At 69.5% G+C, this 18,347-nt stretch carries 24 protein-coding genes; 23 read left to right on the top strand and 1 reads right to left on the bottom strand.

What is annotated here, in order from left to right; genetic code table 11:
- Positions 1-53: 53 nt before the first annotated feature.
- From IEY55_RS28050 to IEY55_RS27985, 14 genes are all read left to right on the top strand, one after another.
- On the top strand, positions 54-473 hold the full coding sequence (locus tag IEY55_RS28050) for a hypothetical protein (RefSeq protein ID WP_189061584.1): 420 nt from the start codon (positions 54-56) through the stop codon (positions 471-473).
- Positions 470-799, top strand: coding sequence for a hypothetical protein (locus IEY55_RS28045; RefSeq protein WP_189061583.1), 330 nt, complete (start codon positions 470-472; stop codon positions 797-799). The genes IEY55_RS28050 and IEY55_RS28045 overlap by 4 nt, the downstream gene beginning before the upstream one ends.
- Entirely contained in the window at positions 796-972 is a 177-nt protein-coding gene (locus IEY55_RS28040; RefSeq protein WP_189061582.1) for a hypothetical protein, read from the top strand. Before IEY55_RS28045 ends, IEY55_RS28040 begins: the two co-directional genes overlap by 4 nt.
- Positions 969-1,892, top strand: a complete 924-nt coding sequence (locus IEY55_RS28035) for an EamA family transporter (RefSeq protein ID WP_189061581.1) — start codon at positions 969-971, stop codon at positions 1,890-1,892. Before IEY55_RS28040 ends, IEY55_RS28035 begins: the two co-directional genes overlap by 4 nt.
- Positions 1,889-2,344 (top strand): SseB family protein, encoded by a 456-nt coding sequence (locus tag IEY55_RS28030; RefSeq protein ID WP_189061580.1) that lies wholly within the window; start codon positions 1,889-1,891, stop codon positions 2,342-2,344. The genes IEY55_RS28035 and IEY55_RS28030 overlap by 4 nt, the downstream gene beginning before the upstream one ends.
- Entirely contained in the window at positions 2,341-2,625 is a 285-nt protein-coding gene (locus tag IEY55_RS28025) for a hypothetical protein (protein ID WP_189061579.1), read from the top strand. Before IEY55_RS28030 ends, IEY55_RS28025 begins: the two co-directional genes overlap by 4 nt.
- Positions 2,626-2,979: a hypothetical protein gene (locus IEY55_RS28020; protein ID WP_189061578.1), complete on the top strand. Its 354-nt coding sequence runs from the start codon at positions 2,626-2,628 to the stop codon at positions 2,977-2,979.
- Entirely contained in the window at positions 2,979-5,174 is a 2,196-nt protein-coding gene (locus IEY55_RS28015; RefSeq protein ID WP_189061577.1) for a putative T7SS-secreted protein, read from the top strand. Before IEY55_RS28020 ends, IEY55_RS28015 begins: the two co-directional genes overlap by 1 nt.
- Before the next feature lie 2 nt (positions 5,175-5,176).
- Complete coding sequence (locus IEY55_RS28010) at positions 5,177-5,428, top strand: hypothetical protein (protein WP_189061576.1); 252 nt, start codon at positions 5,177-5,179, stop codon at positions 5,426-5,428.
- Between the two features lie 27 nt (positions 5,429-5,455).
- The gene (locus IEY55_RS28005; protein ID WP_189061575.1) at positions 5,456-6,013 is read left to right on the top strand and encodes a hypothetical protein; all 558 of its coding nucleotides are present in this window, start codon (positions 5,456-5,458) and stop codon (positions 6,011-6,013) included.
- 208 nt (positions 6,014-6,221) lie between these two features.
- Positions 6,222-6,602 carry a hypothetical protein gene (locus IEY55_RS28000; protein WP_189061574.1) on the top strand — a complete coding sequence of 127 codons (381 nt, stop codon included), beginning with the start codon at positions 6,222-6,224 and terminating at the stop codon, positions 6,600-6,602.
- Positions 6,599-6,901 carry a hypothetical protein gene (locus IEY55_RS27995; RefSeq protein WP_189061573.1) on the top strand — a complete coding sequence of 101 codons (303 nt, stop codon included), beginning with the start codon at positions 6,599-6,601 and terminating at the stop codon, positions 6,899-6,901. Before IEY55_RS28000 ends, IEY55_RS27995 begins: the two co-directional genes overlap by 4 nt.
- On the top strand, positions 6,898-7,230 hold the full coding sequence (locus tag IEY55_RS27990; protein WP_189061572.1) for a hypothetical protein: 333 nt from the start codon (positions 6,898-6,900) through the stop codon (positions 7,228-7,230). The genes IEY55_RS27995 and IEY55_RS27990 overlap by 4 nt, the downstream gene beginning before the upstream one ends.
- Positions 7,227-7,499 carry a WhiB family transcriptional regulator gene (locus IEY55_RS27985; RefSeq protein ID WP_229686828.1) on the top strand — a complete coding sequence of 91 codons (273 nt, stop codon included), beginning with the start codon at positions 7,227-7,229 and terminating at the stop codon, positions 7,497-7,499. The genes IEY55_RS27990 and IEY55_RS27985 overlap by 4 nt, the downstream gene beginning before the upstream one ends.
- Before the next feature lie 28 nt (positions 7,500-7,527).
- Here the strand turns inward: IEY55_RS27985 and IEY55_RS27980 are convergent, their stop codons facing one another.
- Positions 7,528-7,995 carry a helix-turn-helix domain-containing protein gene (locus tag IEY55_RS27980; RefSeq protein ID WP_189061571.1) on the bottom strand — a complete coding sequence of 156 codons (468 nt, stop codon included), beginning with the start codon at positions 7,993-7,995 and terminating at the stop codon, positions 7,528-7,530.
- 271 nt (positions 7,996-8,266) lie between these two features.
- Here IEY55_RS27980 and IEY55_RS27975 point away from each other — a divergent pair, with 271 nt between their 5' ends.
- The 9 genes from IEY55_RS27975 to IEY55_RS27935 all read left to right on the top strand — a co-directional run bounded on the left by IEY55_RS27975 (position 8,267) and on the right by IEY55_RS27935 (position 18,337).
- Entirely contained in the window at positions 8,267-9,172 is a 906-nt protein-coding gene (locus tag IEY55_RS27975; RefSeq protein ID WP_189061570.1) for a CpaE/TadZ family protein, read from the top strand.
- The gene (locus IEY55_RS27970; protein ID WP_189061569.1) at positions 9,169-9,492 is read left to right on the top strand and encodes a hypothetical protein; all 324 of its coding nucleotides are present in this window, start codon (positions 9,169-9,171) and stop codon (positions 9,490-9,492) included. Before IEY55_RS27975 ends, IEY55_RS27970 begins: the two co-directional genes overlap by 4 nt.
- 81 nt (positions 9,493-9,573) lie before the next feature.
- The gene (locus IEY55_RS27965; protein ID WP_189061568.1) at positions 9,574-10,212 is read left to right on the top strand and encodes a DUF8175 domain-containg protein; all 639 of its coding nucleotides are present in this window, start codon (positions 9,574-9,576) and stop codon (positions 10,210-10,212) included.
- 52 nt (positions 10,213-10,264) lie between these two features.
- Complete coding sequence (locus IEY55_RS27960) at positions 10,265-12,289, top strand: TrbL/VirB6 family protein (RefSeq protein ID WP_189061567.1); 2,025 nt, start codon at positions 10,265-10,267, stop codon at positions 12,287-12,289.
- Positions 12,290-12,302: 13 nt separating this feature from the next.
- Positions 12,303-13,790: an SCO6880 family protein gene (locus tag IEY55_RS27955; RefSeq protein WP_373290073.1), complete on the top strand. Its 1,488-nt coding sequence runs from the start codon at positions 12,303-12,305 to the stop codon at positions 13,788-13,790.
- A gap of 356 nt (positions 13,791-14,146) precedes the next feature.
- A complete protein-coding gene (locus tag IEY55_RS27950) occupies positions 14,147-15,433 on the top strand; it encodes a putative type IV secretion/conjugal transfer ATPase (RefSeq protein WP_189061565.1) in 1,287 nt (428 codons plus the stop codon).
- Positions 15,430-17,229: a type IV secretory system conjugative DNA transfer family protein gene (locus IEY55_RS27945; protein WP_189061564.1), complete on the top strand. Its 1,800-nt coding sequence runs from the start codon at positions 15,430-15,432 to the stop codon at positions 17,227-17,229. The genes IEY55_RS27950 and IEY55_RS27945 overlap by 4 nt, the downstream gene beginning before the upstream one ends.
- Entirely contained in the window at positions 17,226-18,032 is an 807-nt protein-coding gene (locus tag IEY55_RS27940; protein WP_189061563.1) for a hypothetical protein, read from the top strand. Before IEY55_RS27945 ends, IEY55_RS27940 begins: the two co-directional genes overlap by 4 nt.
- Entirely contained in the window at positions 18,032-18,337 is a 306-nt protein-coding gene (locus IEY55_RS27935; RefSeq protein ID WP_189061562.1) for a hypothetical protein, read from the top strand. Before IEY55_RS27940 ends, IEY55_RS27935 begins: the two co-directional genes overlap by 1 nt.
- Positions 18,338-18,347 lie beyond the last annotated feature (10 nt).

Here is an 18,347-nt window from a genome sequence, read left to right as displayed (position 1 = left end):
GAGCGGGCGGGCCTGCGAAGCGGCGCACGGCGTCACGACGTGAGGGGGAAGTCATGGGGATTTTGGAGCCGGTGGATGCCGCACAGCGGCGTTCGACGGCGACGGCCGAGGTAGAGGAGGCCGCCCGGCAGGAGGCAGAAGGGCTGCACCGCCAGTTGGTGCGCCTGTTCTTGCGGGTCGAGCGGGTGTACTTCAAGACGGATCCGGACCACGGGTACACCCCGCTGGTGGTCGAGCGCGGCGGCCGGCAGTGGGTGGATGCCTATCTGCACGAGCAGCAGATCGCGGAGTACGGGGAGCTGCCGGAGCGCTCGTGGTGCTCGGGACAGCAGCTGCGCGACCGGGTCCACGAGCAGTTTGGCCCGGGGGTGGGGATCACGCTGCTGAGCCCGCAGGGCGTTCGGCTTCCGGTGGTCGAGCCGATGGTCGCTCCGGTGTCGGCCGATGCCGATGGGTCGGAGGTGTCGGCGTGAGTGCGCGGCCGGAGTTGCCGTACCGGGGATGGGCGGATGTGGAGCGTGCGCGGCGGCAGACTCACGCTCGTCTGGATCGCGCGCAGCAGCGTCTGGAGGAGATCGCGGAGACGCTGCGGCAGGGCCCGCCGGAGGGTGGGCCCGAGGGGATCTCCGCAGCCATCTCTGTGCTCCACGACCAGATGGTGACTCGGCTGATCATCGCGGTGTCTCAGGTGGATCGGGCACGGCACCTGCTCGATCAGGTGGCTGACGAGGAGCAGGAGCGCCTGCGTCGGGCGCGCACCTGGACTGAGCCCGGCTCGGATGCGGGGTCGACGTGGTGACCGCCGGGGACAGCGACGCGCTCGCGGACGCGCCCTGCGGCACCGTGGCCTGCTGGCAACGGCTGATGGCGGCGGTGGCCACCAGCGCGCACCTGCACCGCGTGCCGCCCTGGTGGCCACCGCATCCCTCTGCTGCGCCGGCTCCGGGTCGGGGCGGGGAGGCGGGGAGATGACGCGGGATCGGGTGTGGCCGTGGGTCGCCTGTTCCGCGGCGGGTCCTGCCCTGTTTGGCACCTTCTACACCGCTACGCACCACTTGCCGGCGAGTCCTGTGTGGACGTCGGTGTATCGGGTGGTGCCGGCCGCGGTCGCTCTGTTGGTGTGGCGGCCGGTACTGCCGGCCGGGCCGTGGTGGCGGCGGTCACTGATCCTGGGTGGACTGAACTTTGCGGCGTTCTTTGTGCTGCAGGCGGTGGCAGCGCACCGTCTTCCGGGCGGGATTGTGGCGATCGTGATCGCCTGCCAGTCGATGCTGGTGCCGGTGCTGGCGGTCGCGCTGCTCGGTGAGCGGGTCCGGCTGTTCCAGGTGGCGGCTGCGGCACTGGGTGTGATGGGTGTCGCGTTGCTGGTGGAAGGCGCGACCACGGGCCTGGACTGGATCGGTCTCGTAGCGGCGGCGGGTGCGGCGTTCTCGGCGGCGACGGGCTTCACCCTGACCAAGAAGTGGGGATTGCCACCACACGTGGGGCCGGTGACGGCGACGGGGTGGCAACTCTTCGGCGGCGCCGCGCTGCTGGTGCTCGCCGCCTTCCTCGTCGAGGGGACACCGCCGGGCCTGGATGCCGCGGGGGTGCTGGCGGTGGCGTGGGTGAGCCTGGGCGCCACGGCGCTGGCGTTTTCGTTGCTGTTCACCGGCTTGCACAAGTTGCCGTCGGCGGCGGGGGTGTCGGTGCTGGCGTTGACGGCGCCGCTGGTCGCGGCCCTGTTGGGCTGGGCCGCGGGGGAGCGGCTGTCCGGTCTGCAGTGGGTGGGCATGGCCGTGATCGCGGGGGCGGTGGTGGCTGGGCAGCGGGCGCAGCGTGGCCGCGCCTCCACACAGGACGTGGCGGGAGCCGCGCATGGGGTGACGAGCGTGAGGGGAGCGACGCGGTGAACACAGCGATCGAAGATCCGGCGGTGGTGGCCGCGGCCCGGCGGTGGCATGCGGCCCAGACCGAGGCGATGGCGCCTGCGGAGCGGGAGCGCCGGGCTGAGGCGATGCTCGCCGCGCTCCGGGACGCCACGTTGTTGTTGCCTCTGCTGCGTGACGACGACGGTGCGGTGGCGCCCGGACAGCGCGCCGTCGAGGGGGTCCAGTGGCTGGTCGTGTACTCGACGGAGGAGCGGCTGGCCGGCGCGGAGCCGCAGCCGGCCGGGATGTGGGCGGTCCGCGGCGCGGAGGTGTTGGACCGCTGTCTGGCGGCGGCGGGGCCGGCGGTGGCCGGTGCGGTGCTGGATCTGGGTTGTCCACACGTGCTGTTTTTGCCACGGCTGCCCGGGATCGTGGCGCCGGAGGCGGCGCTGACGGACACCGATCTCACCGGCACCGGGGAGGTCCTCCAGTGACGTCCCGGCAGCGGACTGACCAGGGTGGTGCGAGCGAGCTGGGGCCGGTCATCACGGCGTGGCTGGCGGTGCTGGATCAGCAGCGGGCGGCCCTGCGGGAAGTGGCGCGGGTCCACCGGCGACTGTGGCACGCCCTGCGGCAGACGCCGGGTACGGATCAGCGGCTGGTGGCCCTGGCCGCGCAGCAGGCGCAGGAGGCCAGCGTGTGTGCGCAGCGCACCGACGACGTCGAGGAGCTGCTGCGGCAGCTGCGGGAACACCACACACGGCGGGGGGCGTGAATGTCGGGGTTCCAGGTGGATCCGGAGGTCCTGGGCCGGGTTGAGCGTGGCATCACCGAGGCGTTGGAGAACCTGGGCGCACTCGCACCGCACGGCAGTGAGCGCTCGGCGATCGGGCTGGAGCGGCTGCGGTTCGAGTTCTGGGAGGCCGGCCACCAAGGACTACTCGATACGCACAACAACATGGTCGAGCGGATGCACTGGTGCCTGCGGGATCTGCTCACCGAGTCCGAGGACCACGTGGAGCGCCTGGTCGACACCCGCACCGCCTACGAGAAGGCCCAGGACGCCGCCACCGCGGCATTCCAGAAGATCCTGGACACCGTCCAGGGCGATCCGTTGGGGGGCAGCTGATGTTCCCTGTTCCGATCCCGCCGCCGGAACCGAAGGAGTTGGGGCAGACCGCGGATCCGCGGGAGCTGGTCATCGGTACCCCGGAACGCCTGCAGGGCGCGATCGACCGGCTGGCCGCAATCACCAAGGGGGTGGCGACCACCGCGGAGGCCCTCGGGCAGATCACGGTGGACGGCTGGCAGGGAGAGGCGGCCGAGGCCGCCCGGAAGACGCTGGCCGACCAGCCGGAGAAGTTCACGGTCGCCGCGCGGGCCGGTCGGCGCTGGGTACACGCGCTGGAGGACTACGTGGCGGCCCTGCACCACGCACAGCAGGTCCAGGCCCGGGAGGCGATCGCGCTGTGGGAGGCGGGGCAGCGCGCCACCGAGTCCGCCCGCACCGAGTACGAGCGGGACGTCGAGGGCTGGCACCGACAGGTGACTGAGTTCAACGCGAAGGTGGCGGCCTTCAACACCGGCCTCGGTGGGCACCCGGGCACGCCGCCGGGGGCGGCGCCGGTGTGGCAGGACCCGGGGGAAGCCACCCGTGCCGAGGCGCGGGAGATCCTGGAGCAGGCCCGGCGGCGGCTGGCCGAGGCCGGCGCACAGGCCCACGCCGAGATCGACGCGGCGGCACGGGAGCTGCCCGAGACACCGAACCTGCTGGAACAGGCCGGCAAGGGCCTCGTCGACGCCGGCCGCTTCCAGGTCACCCAGACCGTGGATCTGGTCACCGGCGCCGGCGAGGCCGTGCTGAGCGTGGTCGAACTCGCCCGAACCGTGCACCCCTGGGACCGGTGGAACCAGGCCAACCCCGGGCAGTACATCCGCAACGTCGCCGCGCTGGGTCAGGGCCTGATGCACGCGGCCACCCACCCCCTGGACACCCTGAAGTCCATCGTGAACCCCGCCGGCTTCCTCCGGTCGCCAGGAGGATGGATCGGGGAGCAACTGCCCGGGGTCCTGCTCGGCGGTGGTCTCGGCCGCGCCGGAATGGCAGCCGCCGACGTGGCCACCGCCGGGCTGGCCTCCACCGTGCGGGGAGCGGCCGGCACCGTAGCCCGCAAACTCGGCCGCGACGCCGAACACCTCGCCCAGCGCGCCGGCCGCGTCGGTGAGCACACACCCGACGGGCCACCCCGAACCCCGGTCGCTCCCGGCGGCGACGGCCACCCCGGACGCAGCGGTGACTGGTTCCAGCTCGACCCGCCAGTACCAGGGGATCCCGGCGCCGGGACACCTGACCCGCCACCGAGTGCTCCTCCCGCACACGGTGAGCCGCCCACCCCCGGCGGTACGCCCGACAGCGCGACACCGGCCGGTGGCCAGCCCACCACGTCACCGGATCCAGGCCCGGGTGCGGGGATGGCGGGCGCGGATCAGCGCGCGGCCGACGGGATCGGCCAGGCCGGCGGCGGCCTAGCCGACGTGGAACGCCAGCTCGACACCCTCGGGCCTGCGGACACGTCGGTGCCCCAGTCCAGCCCGACCGCGACGGCGGCACCGGGCCCGGTGCACGCGGTGCCCACGCCCCCCGGGCACCCGAGCACCACCCCGCCCGGCACCGGAGCAGCCCCTCCCCCTCCGGTGCCGGGCACCCCCGAACCCCCGCACCTGCGAGAACGACCGGACTACGCCAACCCGGACTTCGAGGCCCGGGGCCAGGACCAGCACGACTACTGGGACCAGCACCCCGGCGACCGCGACACCATCCGTAGCCTGCGCCAGCTCCACACCGAGGAGATGCCCTGGCTGCGCGGGGTACGCGACTCCGAGCTGGACGCAATGCTGCTGTACCAGCGGGATCTGCACCGGCCGCTCAACGATGCCCTGCGCTCGGCCGACCCCGAAGCGCTGGCGGCCTGGGACACCGAGATCCGGGTGCTGACCTCCGGGCTGAACCACGTGCCCGACTATCAGGGCACCGTGTTCCGCGGCCTGCATTTCGACGACACCCAGAGTCTGATCCGGTTCGTCGAGCACTACCAACCCGGAACCATCGTCCATGACCCGGGTTTCGCCTCCGCCGACAAACTCCGAGCCATGCCCGACACCAACGTGGAGCTGGTGATCACCTCTCAGCACGGAAAGGACATCTCTTTCTTGAGTAACCAACAGGACGAGGTCGTGTTTCCCCCGGGCAGCCGGTTCCAGGTCCTGGCCAGGACCGATGCCGGCGACAAGATCCGTATCCATCTCCTCGATCTAGGGCGGTAACGATGGGTGTGAACTGGGACGAGATCCGTAAGTTCGTGCAGGAGACCAATGCGCAGGCTCCTCCGCTACCACCGGAGCTGCAGGCACAGGTGGATCAGGCCGAGGAGTACGCACGCAACCTCGACACCCAAGGCCGGCCGGTGGCTTCGGAAGAACTGCAGGAGCGCTATCGGCACCACATTCCTGGCCTCCCCGAGGACCTCAATCCCTACCACCAGCCGCGGCGGGAGAACCCGCCACAGCAGCACGACTAAGTCGATGGCATGAGGGGGAGAACAACGATGGCGGTGCCGGACACCTGCACCGAGTTGAGCGTGGAGCAGCGGCAGGCGCTGTATGTGGAGCGCCGCCGAGAGGATCTCGCCCGCGCGGTCCGGGCCGCCGACTCGCTGACCGGCGTGCTCGCGCTGCTCGGCGGGCGCCCTGTCGAGCTGGAGTTGGGGGGACGCCGGGAGCGGATCCGGCTGACCGTGGAGCAGCGTCGCCTGTTGGACGCCGCTCCTGATGAGTGGGCCCAGTACCGGTGGGGAGTGCTGCGTGACGCCGCGCGTCACCCGGTGGCCTACGTCGAGGCCCTGGTCCTGCTGCACCGCCTGCCCTATGAGACTGCCACGCAGTTGCGGGACAGCGATATCCCACTGGGCCGTGCACTGCGCCGCTGGGGGGTACGTCGGCACGTCCAGGGCCAGCTCCATCCCATCAGCGAGGTGGACCTCGCCGGCGCCGAGCTGGACATGGGGATCACGGCGGTGCTGGACCTGGCCGACGGTCGGTCGGTCGCCGTGGTGCGGGAGCGGCTCTACAAGTCCTTTGTGGACGCCTACGTGCAGGCGTCGTAGCGGAAGGGAGGACGAGACGCCTCCGCGACGACGAGGGCCGAGGTGCTCTATGTGGGGTCGAGCTTGTTCGCAATCCGGGCGACGCGGTCGGCACGGGTTCGGGCGGCGGCGGTGCGGACGAGGTCGGGGCGAGGTGCACCTCACCGACGACCAGGCGGCCGCGCTCCACGCTGATCCCGGGGCGCGGGCCTGGCTCCGCTGGGGACTGTTGCGCACCACCGTGGGCGGCGGTGACGTGGCGGTCCGCGTGACCGCGCTCATTCTGCCGCAACGGCTTCCCGTGGAAGCACGGCGAACGCTCGACACCACCGGCACCCCTTTGGGATTGATCCTGTCCTGGTACGGCCTTCGTCGCCACATTCAGGGCGCCGTCCGACGGGTCCGTGGAACCGAGGTCGACGAAGCCGGAAACGCCGTTGAATACGTGCTCCGCGCCGTTCTCGACATCTCCCCAGGGATCAGTGTCGGAATCGTCGACGAAAGCCTCTACCAGGATTTCCTCCACAAATACCTGCGGCCCCCCAGTCCGGCACCTCGAAATACGGCCCGGCCACTCGGTCACCTGGTGACACGAAAGGAGGAGAAATGAGCGTGCACAGAAAGCACCCCGGCCCGCCAGCCCAGCCGGGCCCGGTGCGCCCGCAGACGCCGCATCCGCGCCGCCTCGACGACCCGGCGCAGTCCCCAGCGTCTGTGCTGGACACGGCGCAGCGCCACCTGGTGGCGGCCGCGGCCAAGCTGCCACCGCCATCTCCTGACAGCGATAACGAGGATCTGTTCGGTGTCGGTGTGTCACTGGAGGTCATCGCCCGCGAAACGATCATCTTGCTGTTTGGCTTGGCGGCCAGCCTGGATCCCGACGACGCACCACCGGGGATGGCGTCATGACCTGCCCCAAGCCCGCCCTCACCTGGGCCCAGATCCAACGCGCCCGACACCACGGACGCGCCGCGCTCGACGAGTTCCTGGGCCGGTTGGAGGCGGCCGCGGCCGTGCTGGATGAGCTGCCCGCCCCGGCGCCGGGTGACCCCGCCGCCGCGCTCGTCGCGATCGCGGTCGAGTACGCCCTGGACGCCCTCCTGTACGCCTCCGAGCGCGCCGACGAGCTACGCCACCGCGTGGACGCCGCCGCACGCAGGGCCGAAAACCGATTCTTGGCCACGGCAGAAATGCCACCGGACCCCTTCACCGACGCAGGAGAGGAGGACCCCCGGTGAGTACCGCAATCATCACCCCCTGGGCCGCGGTCGGGGACATGAGCTGGCGCCAGCACGGCGCGTGCGCCGTGTCCACCAACCCAGATCTGTGGTTCCCCGAGGGGAACCACAAATCGGAACGCCTGGCCAAAGTGGTGTGCCACAACTGCCCAGTCAAGATCCCATGCCTGCGATGGGCCTTGAACAACAAAGAAAAGTGGGGTGTGTGGGGTGGCACCACTGAGCGAGAACGGCGGCGGATGCAGAAATCCATCCGCGACCAGATCTGACATACGGATTTCTCGATGTGGCCGTGGTTTACCGCCGGTGGTCGAGTTTGGCGGCGATGTGGGCGACTCGATCCCTGCGGGTTCGGACAGCGGCCGTGCGCACGACGTCCGGGGTGACGCGGTACAGCGTGGCGAGTGCGTCGATCAGGTCGGTGCTTGGGGGGCGGCGGCCGTGCTCCAGTTCGCGCAGGGTGGTTTCGCCGATGCGCAAGGCGGCTGCTGCCTCCGTGATGGTGAGCCCAGCGCGACTCCGGAGGTCGTCGAGTTGGACTTCGTCGGCGTCGAGCGCGGTCAACGTGTGCGGGGTCGTGTCGAGCGCTTTCGCCACGGCGGCCAGGGGTTTCGGCGTCGGCTGGGTCCGGCCGAGTTCCCACTGGGAGAGGGTTTGAGCGCTCACCCCGGAGAGAGTGGAGAGTTCGGCGAGGGTCAGGCCGGCCTGGGTGCGTGCCGTGCGGAGCCGGTTCGGGTCGAACCCTCGGATGCCGCGTCGCCCCATTCGTTCAGCCCGTCTCGTGATGATCTTGTCCTTCGGCGTGCGCGGATCATCATGCCGAACGGGTGGGGCTTCGTCACATTCCCTAGCGCGGAATACTGGCGCGAAATACTAGACAGAGTGGCGTGATGGTCCCTAGAGTGCGCGGGGTTTGTCGTACCGACGGTGCAGGCTATGTGACCGCCTGCAAGCACCGCCGGGGAACCTGATCCATTCGATGGAGCCGCGCTCATCCGCGTGGGGGGGTTGGTTGATCTTGGACAAGGTTCAAGACGTGGGAGAGGAACCTGTGCTGTTGGGCGCGGCCGTGCCCAACAGCGCGGCGAGTCCGCCGCCTCCCGCCGTCGCTCGGGATCTGGGCGTGGTTGCGGGTCCGCCCCGGCCGCTACCGAAGGGCTGGCCAGTCAAGACGGTCACTCCATTGTGGACGTGGTTGGGAACGCAGCGCGCCCCGGTGACCGTGGTCGTCACCAGTGCGGGCGGCGGTGTGGGCACGAGCACGGTCGCAGCGCTGCTCGCGGAGACGTTCGCGGCGGGGGCGCCCTCGGGTGCGAGCACAGTGCTCCTGGATCAGTGCGGAACACCGTGGGGTCCGGTGAGTCGCCGCGTTCTGGGGCAGCGCGGCGGGTTGTCCGGCCGCACCGCTGCTGCTCTTCTTCAGCAGGGGGTGCACCCCCTGCGTGTGTTGCGCGGCGCGCCGGTCAGCCCGGCGGGTGCGGCGGTGGTCGTGGAGGACGGGGAGGCCAGTCCTCTACGGGACATGCGTCGCCTCGTGCAGACCGTGTGTGGGGGCCTGGTGGTTGATGCAGGCTGCATCAATCCCTGGGTAGTGCAGCGCGTCGCCGATCCCGCTGCGGCCCGCCCGGTGCTGGTGCTCGTCGGCCGGGCCGATGTGCCCGGCGCGGAGACGGTCTGTGCGTCGCTGGCGTGGCTGCGCCGGTCCCTGCCCGGACCCCCGATTGTGGTGTTGGTCTCCACTGCTCCGCCCGAGCGGGGTCAGGTCGCTGCCGCGCAGCGACTCGTGCGGACGGTCGTCCCTGCTGACCGAGTGGTGCACCTGCCGTTCGATGCCCGCTTGGCGCACGGGCAGGACATTCGGCTCGACAAGGTCGGCAAGACGACAGCAATGGCGGTTCCTCAGCTGTTGCGCGCTATTCGCCTGGTACAGGAAGGACGTTGACGACAGTGTTTCAGCGGTTCGCACAGCACGCGGCTGGTTTGCTGCACCAGGAGCCGCCCGACTTCTCCAATATCGGGCCGGACTCGAACGGTGTGCCGAAGAGCGGTATCTTCAACACGATCGCTGAAGTGCTGATGTACGGGGGCTTGGGGGTGCTGTTCATTGCGCTCCTGGCCGGTCTCATCCTGTGGGGCGGCTCGTCGATCATCAAGAACGCGAACTGGGCTGAGGATGCAAAGGGAAAAATCGCCAAAGCCGGAATCGCCGCAATCCTTGTGACAGCGGCTGGTGCGTTCTGGACCTGGATTCTCAAGCTCTGAATGACGTAGAGGACGTGACGCATGGGCAGCAACAGGGCGGTCGGCTACACACCGACCGTGGGCCGGGGTTCCCGGTCCGGTGTGGTGGTCGGCATCTCCGTCCTCGTGGTGGTGGCGCTTGGCTTGCTGGTGGGCGCGTTCTTCCTGGGGCGTGCGACCGCACCTGGCGCGGGAAGTGGCTCCGGCTCGGGTGATGTGACGCTGCGCGACGGAATGCCGGTGCCGAACCGGCATTCCGTCGCGGGTGCGGCGACGGCGGCGAGCAACTACCAGATCGCGTGTACGCGGGTGAGTGCGGGCACGCTTGACCCGGAGCAGGCGGGATCCGTGCTGTTGTCTGATTCCGCCAGTGATACAGCAAAACAGGGATTGCAGAAGCCAACCGCCCCGGCGGATGCCCTGAGCCAGGAACGTAAGAGCTTCGCACCTGCCTCGATTGTGGTCGAGTCCTACACCGCAGACCGTGCGGTGGTCCGCGTCTGGGGTGCATGGACGTCGAGCTCGCGCATCGTCCCAGATCCGGCAGGTTCAGCGATGTGGGGCAACACGGTCATCACTCTGGATTGGCAGCGCGGCCAGTGGCGTGTCTCTGACCAGCGGTTCCAGGAAGGACCCTGGCCAGCGCGCTCTGGACAACGGTTCGCGAAGTCCGAGGGGGAATTCGCGTTCCGCTATGACGAGGTGCGCGGGGGAGCGTGGGCATATGTCCCGGAAGGATGACCGGACCGCAGTGATGCCGGCTGCATCAGCGCACTCCTGGTGGCGGCGATTGGTGACGCTGCTGCTGGTGATCGGCGTCGTCGGGGTGGCGAACCCGGCGGCGGCGATGGCGGAGCCGAAAGACCTCTCCCAGCTTCCGGACAATCTCCGGAAGTACGTCGTGGATTCGGCCGGCTGGGTCTCGAGCCCGTGGATGACCTCGCACGCATGCCGTGACCGTGGTGGCGACTGGTCGGTTTACGTCCAGAACGTCATTCAGGACAGCCCGGATCTGCTCGCGTTCTTCCAACCGGACTTGGGCGGTCCCTCACCGCAGGACAAGCCTCGCCGGGATGCGCTGCTCGCCGGGTACCGGGACTTGGCTACCCGTGTTGCACCACCCCCCGGGTACTGCGTGGACGACATGAAGCAGTGGGCAGGGTCAGACCCGAACGGAAAGCCGTTTGGTTTCCCGTGGGGAAATGATTCCAACCACGACACCGACTACACATGTGGCGACTCGAATCAGCTTGGCGCGGACCTGGCACCGTGTAAGGGCTTCTACGTGAGCTGCGCGGGAGCGCAAGCTGACGCGAAGATGCGGTGCGAGAGCTGGAACCAGTTCTCGGATTCGTACGTGACGCAGGTCAGCTCGATGAGAGAGAAGGTGCTGCGGGACCATCCGGCCGGCGGCACCGCCGACACGCATACCAGGGTCAAGAGCCCGAGTGAGATCGCCGGCGAGCTGGCAAGTTGGGTGACGAAGCGGGGCATGGAACAGGTCACCGCATTTGTCGTCGAGGGTGTCACCAAGTTGTGGGGCACCTTCCTTGACATTGCGGTGCAGTACACCACGCCCAACATTCAGGGGAAGGGGTTCGCGTCGGTCTACAACCTGGTCGCCGGGGTCGCGTTGACGTTGGCGTTCTTGGGATTCATCGTCACGGCGGCGAGCTCGTACAAACGCGGCTACTTGCAGTATTCGCTCCTCGGTGGGATCAAGGCCGCCGTTGGGGTCACCCTCGCCGGGGTGGGGGCGATTCTCATGCTGCAACTTGCTGACGACTCCACGCGCGCCCTGGCACAGGCCGGCGGGGACTTCGCCAAGCAAGCCGACTGGACCGGCAGCCTCGCCAAGGTCAACCCGCTGGTCGCGGTCGTCCTCGGATTGTTGATCTGCCTGTTCCTGCTGGTGGCGATTGTGTTCTTGATCGCGATCGGCCCGCTGGTGCTGATGTGGGCGTTGTTCGGCTCGATCGCGGCGGCCGGGCAGGTTCACCCGGCCACCTCGGGGTGGCTGACGCGCTGGGCAAGCCGGGTGACCGCCTTGTGTTGGGTCAAGTTCTTCATGGTCGCGGTCATGCTGTTGGTGATTGGATTGCTGTCGCCGTTGGACGGCGGCAGTGACGCGGTCCGCCAGGTGGTTGACGTTGTCCAGGGCTTCGTCCTGGCGGCGATGCTGGTCATGACTCCGTGGCTGTTGTGGGAGCTGGTCGACTTCGTCGGTGACCGAGTCGGCGGTGCCGCCTCCGGCGGCGGGGCGTCCGCCCTGGCCGGGATGGCCGGCGGCCGTGCGGTCGGTGCTGGCGGCGCGGCGCTGAGCGCGGCCGGCGGTGCCGCTGGTGGCGCGGTGGGCACGGCCGTGAGCGGCATGATGTCCGGGGTTTCGGATATCGCCAACAAGCTGCGCGGCAGTGGTGCCGGTGACTCCGGCAACGGCGACGGTGGCGGCAGCGGGAGCACCCCGCCACAACCGGAAGGTGGTAGCCCCAGCGGCGGCGCGGGTGGCGGTGGCGCCTCGGCCGAGGCGGCGTCCGGCTCTGGGCAGAACTCCGCCTCGACCGGCAGCGCCGGCAGCGGGTCCTCGACGGCGTCGCCCTCCGGTCCTCCGGGCCAGGCCCCCCAGCAGGGAGGCCCCCCGCCACCAGCGAACCGGGGTCGCGTTGTCGCGTCGCGCCCGCCCTCACCGCCCACCGGGTCGAGCCCCCCTTCGTCCCCGAGCGGCGGGGCTGGCAGTGGGCGCGGGCCGTCAGGCTCAGGCAGCACCGGGGGTGGCGCGAGTGGCAGCGCCACCCCGCCACCGATTCCACCTGCGTGAGGGGGAGCTTGGAATGAATGATCGCGAGTACACGTTCCCGCCGCGCCGGACCTCGGGTGTGGTGGGCAAGGTCAGTTTGACGCAGCTCATCGTGATCATCGTTGCGATCCTGCTGGCCTGGCTGGGTGTGCAGACCAAGAGCCTGCCGGCGTTCGTCGTCCTGGTCGTCGTGGGCGTGACGCTGGTTTTCCTGGCGTTCCGCCGGATCGGGGGCCGCTACGTCACGGAGTGGGTCCGGCCGGTGCTGGCGGTGATGTGGTCGCGGGTCAAGCGTGACCACGTGTACCGGGGGGCAGTGTTCGGGCCGTCGTCCTTACAGCACCGTATGGACCTGCCCGGGGACCTGGCCAACATCCGCATGATCTCGGCGGTCGCACCAGACGGGCAATCCCGAATCGGTCTGTGCGTTGACACCCAAGCCAAGACGGTGACGGCGGCGCTGCTGACACAGGGCACCCCGTTCATTCTTGAGGAGTCCGCGGAACAGGAGGCCCGTCTGGCCGAATGGGAGGCGGTGATGGAAAGCACGTGTGATCGCGATTCCGCGATTGCACGGTGGCAGTTGCTGTTCCGGTCCATGCCGGACAGCACCAATCTCGCGCAGTCGTACTACGCGGAGAACGTCACCGACCGGGACGGTCTGCCTGGCAAGGCTCTGTATGAGCTGGTGGCGAAAGCAGCTCCCGCCGCGCAGCGACACGAAGTGTTCTGGGTGGTCGCCTTCGACCTCAAGAGGTTGGCGGCCGACATCAAGGCCACCGGAGGTGACGACAAGGCGATCGGCGTCATCGTGGTCGAGCGCCTGGTGGAGTTGGAACGCCAGATCGCGGAGGCGCGCATCCCGGTCAAGGGGTGGTTGCCACCCGGCCAGTACGCGAGCGTCATCCACACGCAATATGACCCGGACTCGCTGCCGCTGTACGACTTGCAGTCCAGCGAGCAAGGAGAGCTGGACCCGCGGGCGGCCGGGCCGAGCGCGACCGAACGACGGTGGGACACGTTCTTGCACGACTCGGCCGTGAGTTCGACCCTGTGGGTTCACGAAATGCCACGCCGGCCGGTCAAAGCGAACTGGCTCGCCCCGTTGCTCCAGCAGAGCGACGTGCGCCGGTCGATCTCGCTGGTGGTGGAGCCGCTGTCCCCGGAGATGGCCGAGCGGTCGATCAGCAACCAGCAGCTCGCGGCGGCCGGCAACATCTACGTGAAGCAGCGCCACGGTTTTCTCGTCGACGCGAGGACGCAGAAAGAGCTTGACGCAGCCCGGCGTTTGGATGACGAATACGCGGACGGTGCGGGCTACTTCAGATACTCGATGTTCGTCACGATCACCGCACCGAACGCGGACAGGCTGCGGCGCAGCGTCACCGCCGTGCGGCGCCGCCTCACCCGGATTCGCTGCGCGAGCATGGTGCTCTACGGCGAGCAAGATCAGGCATTCGCGGCTGGAGCTCTGCCGCTGGCACGTGGGCTGAGCCCCATGAGGGGGGTGACCGGCTCATGAGCCAGCGACCCTCACCAGTGGACCGTCCCCTCCGGCCGGTGTCCGCGCCCGCCGAGTCATCGCCATCCCCGGTGATGCCGGCGGCATCACCAGGCGGACGGCCCTCGTGGCGGGAGGAGGTGCGTCGGCGTGCTGAGCGGGCCGACACCGAGCGTGCGGAGAAGACCCGCCAGAAGCGGGAGGCCGAGCGCGAACAGCGCTGGCAGCGGGAGCAGTTCGGGCCACGCCGGGATCGCAAGGGCGCACTCGGGCGGGGTTCAGGCCGGTTGGCGCACATCATGCGTCTGCCGGCGCACACCGTCTCGTCGACCGTGCTGCGGACCTGGTACCCGTGGGTCATGGACCCTGGGTTGGGGGTGCCCGGTGTCTACATCGGCATCGACCTCTACAGCCGCGCGTCGTTTCTCTTCGATCCGTGGAAGCTGTACGAGGCCGGGGTGATCACCAGCCCGAACGGGTTGATCATCGGCGAGATCGGCTCGGGCAAGTCGGCGCTGAACAAGTCGCTGCTGACCCGGTTCGCCGCAATCGGCGTGCCGTTCTCGTGGGTGGACATCAAGGACGAGTACACCCCGGTCGCCCAGGCGCTGGGGGTGGAGCCCCTGAGGCTCGGCCCCGGCCTCGGCGTGAAGCTCAACCCGCTCGCGGCCGTGCAACGTCACCCGGAGCAGACCGACGAGGAGTGGCGCGCTTCCACGAAGACACGGCGGATGGCGCTGCTGGAGGGCCTGGTCCACGTGCGGCTGGACCGGCCGCTGACGATGACCGAACGGACCGCGCTCGAACTGGCGCTGGACACTGCCACTGGCGAGTTACCGGGGATGGCGCGCGACCAGCTCGCGCCGGCCTCGCTACCGGCCGTGCTCGCGCAGATGACCGCAGTCGACCGCTGGCGCGATCAGCTCCGGGACTTAGGGGTCGACGCCGTGCAACTGCTCGACGAGAGCCGGGACGCGCGGCTGGCGCTGCACAACCTCGTCCACGGGTCGCTCAAGGGCATGTTCGACGCGGAGGACGAGACCACCCGCTACCTCGACTGGACCGCGCCGGGGACGATCGTCAACCTCTCGGCGGTCCGCAGCGACCAGGCCGTGACCGTGATGGCGATGGTGTGCGCGCACTCCGCGATGGAAGCGGAGCTGATGCGGCCAGGAGCTTCGACCCGGATCGTCGGCTACGACGAAGCATGGCTCGCCATGCGTTATGTGCCTCTGTTGAAGCGCTTTCAAGAACAATGGAAATTGGCACGAATGTATGGCCTATTCAATTTGCTCACGTTCCACCGGCTGAGCGATTTGCAGGCGGTGGGGCAGGAGGGCAGTGAGGCCGTGCGGCTGGCGCGGGGCTTGCTAGAGGACACCGGCGTGAAGATCGCCTACCGGCAGACCGAAGCGTCGCTTCCGTTGACGCGGGAGATGTTCGGCCTGACCGACGTCCAGACCCAGCTCCTGAAGTACCTGAGGAAGGGCTCGGCCATGTGGCGGCTGGGCGGCCGGACCTTCGTGGTGCAGCACCTGTTGTCCAGTGTGGAGACCCCGCTCGTGCAAACGGATTCGCGGATGCGCGCCGTCCACGGCGTGGATGACATCGACGACGACGAGTGGGAGCGGCTGATGGATGACTCCCTGGGAGTGGGGTCATGAGCGCGGTGGAGGACCGGCCCGTCCATGGGAGGGTGCCCAGCTCGCACGATCTCGGGCTGCTCGCCGTCGCCGTGGTGGTCGCCCTCACGGTGGTCACCGTGGTTGCGGGACAGCTCGCGGCCGTGGTGACCGGCCGGGGCTGGCCGTCCTGGTCCGGGGTGAGCCCCACGGCCTTGTGGGCACCGATCCTCGGCGTCTACGTCCACGCTGGTGATCCGCTGCGTGACTGGCCCGGCCTCGGTGCGGACCGGCCAGGGCCGGTGGCGTACTGGCTGGTGTTCACGCTGCTGCTCACCCTGCTGCTGACGCTGGCGGTGTGGGTGGTGCGGCGCCGGTTGCGGGCACGCTCGCGGCCGGGCTTCGCCTCCGGCGACGAGGTCGCCGCCCGGCTCGGGACGGCCGCGCTGCTGCGGCAGGCACCCCGGCTACGGCCGGGGCTGGTGGCCACGACGCCCCGTCCGACACCGACCCAGCTCGGGATGTACCTCGGCCGGGACGTCACGACGGGGGTGGACACCTGGTCGTCAGTGCGGCAGTCGACCTACGTGGTCGGCCCATCGGAGTCGGGCAAAACGTCCTGCGTGGTGATCCCGACGGCGTTGGATCACGACGGCCCGCTGCTTGCACCAAGCGCGCGCCCGGACGTGATGGCCGCGACCTGGCAGGCCAGGGCCGATCGTGGCCCCGTGCGGCTGTTCGACCCGCTGCGTCGCTCGCCGGGTCTGCCGTTGCTGCGGTGGGACCCAGTGCGGGGCTGTGAGAACCCAGTGGTGGCGATGCGCCGCGCGGAGCAACTGATCGTCGGGGTGGACATGAGCCGGGTCACCGATGGCGACACCTGGCGCGCGAAGGGCGAGGCAGTCCTGCGGAATCTGCTGCACGCGGCGGCACTGCGGCACAAGGACGTCCGCACGGTGTTGGAGTGGATCTACGACCCGACGTCGGAGGAGCCCTACGCGATCCTGCGGAATGCCTCGGTGACACCGGACTCGTGGGCGCAGGAACAGCGGCGGGTGTCGGTCGCGCCGGACCGACAGCAGGCCGGCATCTACATGTCGGTGGAGACCGCGACGAAGATGTTCAACGACCCTCGGGTGCTGGACACGTGCACGCCGCGTCATGACCATTTCGAGCCCGCGGAGTTCGTCGAGGCCGGGGACGCCACGCTGTATCTGCTCAGCGAGCTCGACGCCGGCACGTCGGTGGCCGGCCTGCTCGCCGCGCTGATGGCCGAGATCCTGGAGGCCGCTAAGGACAAGTCCGGCAAGCAGGCCAACGCCCGGCTCGATCCGCCGCTGCGCCTGTTGGCCGACGAGGCCCCGAACACCGCCACCTTGCGGTCGATGCCGTACCTGATCTCAGCCGGTGGGGGTCAGGGCATCCCCACCACGATGATCGTGCAGGAACGCGCGCAGGCACGGAAGGTCTGGGGCGACGACGACGAGGCGAGCATGTGGGGCGGGGCCACGATGCGCCTGATCCTGCCCGGCATCGCGGACGCCGACCAGCTCCGCGAGATCGCCAGCTACGTCGACGAGTACGACGTCGAGACCCGGAGCCAGAGCCGCGGCCAGGGCGGCGTCTCCACGCAGACCAGCGTGCGGACACTGCCGGGCCTGACCCCGGCGCGGGTGCGGGCGTTATCCCCGTGGCACGCCCTCGTGATCGCCGGTGGTGGCCTGCGCCCGGTCGAAACGGAGCTGACGCCCTACTTCCGCCGTGACGACTCGAAGGCCACCACGGATGCAGAGCGCGCCTACTACGAGGCGGTCCGTGCAGGACGGAGCGTGCTATGAGCAACCCCAGCGAGTCCACTGAGTCGCATCCGGTGATGCAACAGGCATCAGCGGAACCCGCTGCCGAGCAAGCAGTAGCGGCCGAAGAGACGGGTGATTCCGCCGGAATCACCGCCGATGCGGGGTCCGGTGTGGACGGCAAGCTGCGGGAGGCGGTTGCGGAGCTGGGAGACCGACTCGACCAAGTCGAGCACGCGCTCACGCCCGGCGACGGACAGGCTCCGCTGGTCAAGCGGGTTGACGAGACCCTCGACACCATCTCCGCCCTGGTGGACACCGTGGGGGAGCTCGCTGGGCGTGTGGAGACGGTGGAGAAGTCTGTCCGGGAACGGCAGCAGACACGGCGGGAGCATCAGCGGGTCTACCGGTTCGAGCTGTATAGCGCGAAGACCGACGAGGCCAAGGCGAAGGCGGAGGCGCTCATCGCGGAGCGCATGGAACGGCTCGGCGAATGGGTGGCGTGGCTGGTGCGCACCTACCGGCTGGCCAGCGTGATCCCGCCGTGTTGGGCGGCGCACCCGCTGATCTTTGAGGAGCTAGCGGGGCTGCGGGTGGACTGGGCTGGGGCGTGGACCGACGCCGAAGCGCGGCATGACGCGGTGGTCGTCTGGCACGAACAGCTGTGGCGGTTCCGCGAGCGCATGAGCACACCGACGTGGGGTGCGCCAACCTGCCCCGGGCGGCATGACGGCCAGGACACCACCTATGAGGAGTGGGCGCACAGCGCGGCCGGGCAGAAGGCCTTCGAGGCCGCGGTGGACGCGGCACAGTCGGCGCTGCTGAGCAGGGGGAGCGGTAGCTGATGGGGGAGTGGACACCCGCACAGTTGGCAGACCTGCGGCGGCGCATGGCGGCGCTGTCAGCGCAGGTTCGCGCCGCGCAGAACCGCAGCACGCACGTGGTCATGCAGCACGAGGTCGACGTCGTGCCGCTCGCGGTGCCGGTGGCGACCGTGGCCGTTCACGAGGCGGGACACGAGGCCGCGGTGGCGGCCGAGGTCGCCTCGGCGGTCGCATACGAGGCCGCTCATGAGGCGGCGGTCGAGGCGTACGCGGCCGGCTACCACGCCGCTGAGCACCAGCACGCCCCGTCGCGCGAGCTGGAGTGAGGGAGACAGC

This window comes from Longimycelium tulufanense (assembly GCF_014645795.1).
Taxonomy (GTDB): Bacteria; Actinomycetota; Actinomycetes; order Mycobacteriales; family Pseudonocardiaceae; genus Longimycelium; species Longimycelium tulufanense.
The sequence above is the reverse complement of the archived record's forward strand: the minus strand, read 5'-3'. Positions and strand labels throughout refer to the sequence as shown.

Bases quoted from the DNA above. Each gene is read 5' to 3' on its own strand.
- IEY55_RS28035 (WP_189061581.1), top strand. From the start codon at position 969: ATGACGCGGGATCGGGTGTGGCCGTGGGTCGCCTGTTCCGCGGCGGGT.
- IEY55_RS27935 (WP_189061562.1), top strand. From the start codon at position 18,032: ATGGGGGAGTGGACACCCGCACAGTTGGCAGACCTGCGGCGGCGCATG.
- IEY55_RS28050 (WP_189061584.1), top strand. From the start codon at position 54: ATGGGGATTTTGGAGCCGGTGGATGCCGCACAGCGGCGTTCGACGGCG.
- IEY55_RS28020 (WP_189061578.1), top strand. From the start codon at position 2,626: ATGTCGGGGTTCCAGGTGGATCCGGAGGTCCTGGGCCGGGTTGAGCGT.
- IEY55_RS28005 (WP_189061575.1), top strand. From the start codon at position 5,456: ATGGCGGTGCCGGACACCTGCACCGAGTTGAGCGTGGAGCAGCGGCAG.
- IEY55_RS28015 (WP_189061577.1), top strand. From the start codon at position 2,979: ATGTTCCCTGTTCCGATCCCGCCGCCGGAACCGAAGGAGTTGGGGCAG.
- IEY55_RS27980 (WP_189061571.1), bottom strand. From the start codon at position 7,995: ATGGGGCGACGCGGCATCCGAGGGTTCGACCCGAACCGGCTCCGCACG.
- IEY55_RS27955 (WP_373290073.1), top strand. From the start codon at position 12,303: ATGAATGATCGCGAGTACACGTTCCCGCCGCGCCGGACCTCGGGTGTG.
- IEY55_RS27940 (WP_189061563.1), top strand. From the start codon at position 17,226: ATGAGCAACCCCAGCGAGTCCACTGAGTCGCATCCGGTGATGCAACAG.
- IEY55_RS27945 (WP_189061564.1), top strand. From the start codon at position 15,430: ATGAGCGCGGTGGAGGACCGGCCCGTCCATGGGAGGGTGCCCAGCTCG.
- IEY55_RS27990 (WP_189061572.1), top strand. From the start codon at position 6,898: ATGACCTGCCCCAAGCCCGCCCTCACCTGGGCCCAGATCCAACGCGCC.
- IEY55_RS27995 (WP_189061573.1), top strand. From the start codon at position 6,599: ATGAGCGTGCACAGAAAGCACCCCGGCCCGCCAGCCCAGCCGGGCCCG.
- IEY55_RS28010 (WP_189061576.1), top strand. From the start codon at position 5,177: ATGGGTGTGAACTGGGACGAGATCCGTAAGTTCGTGCAGGAGACCAAT.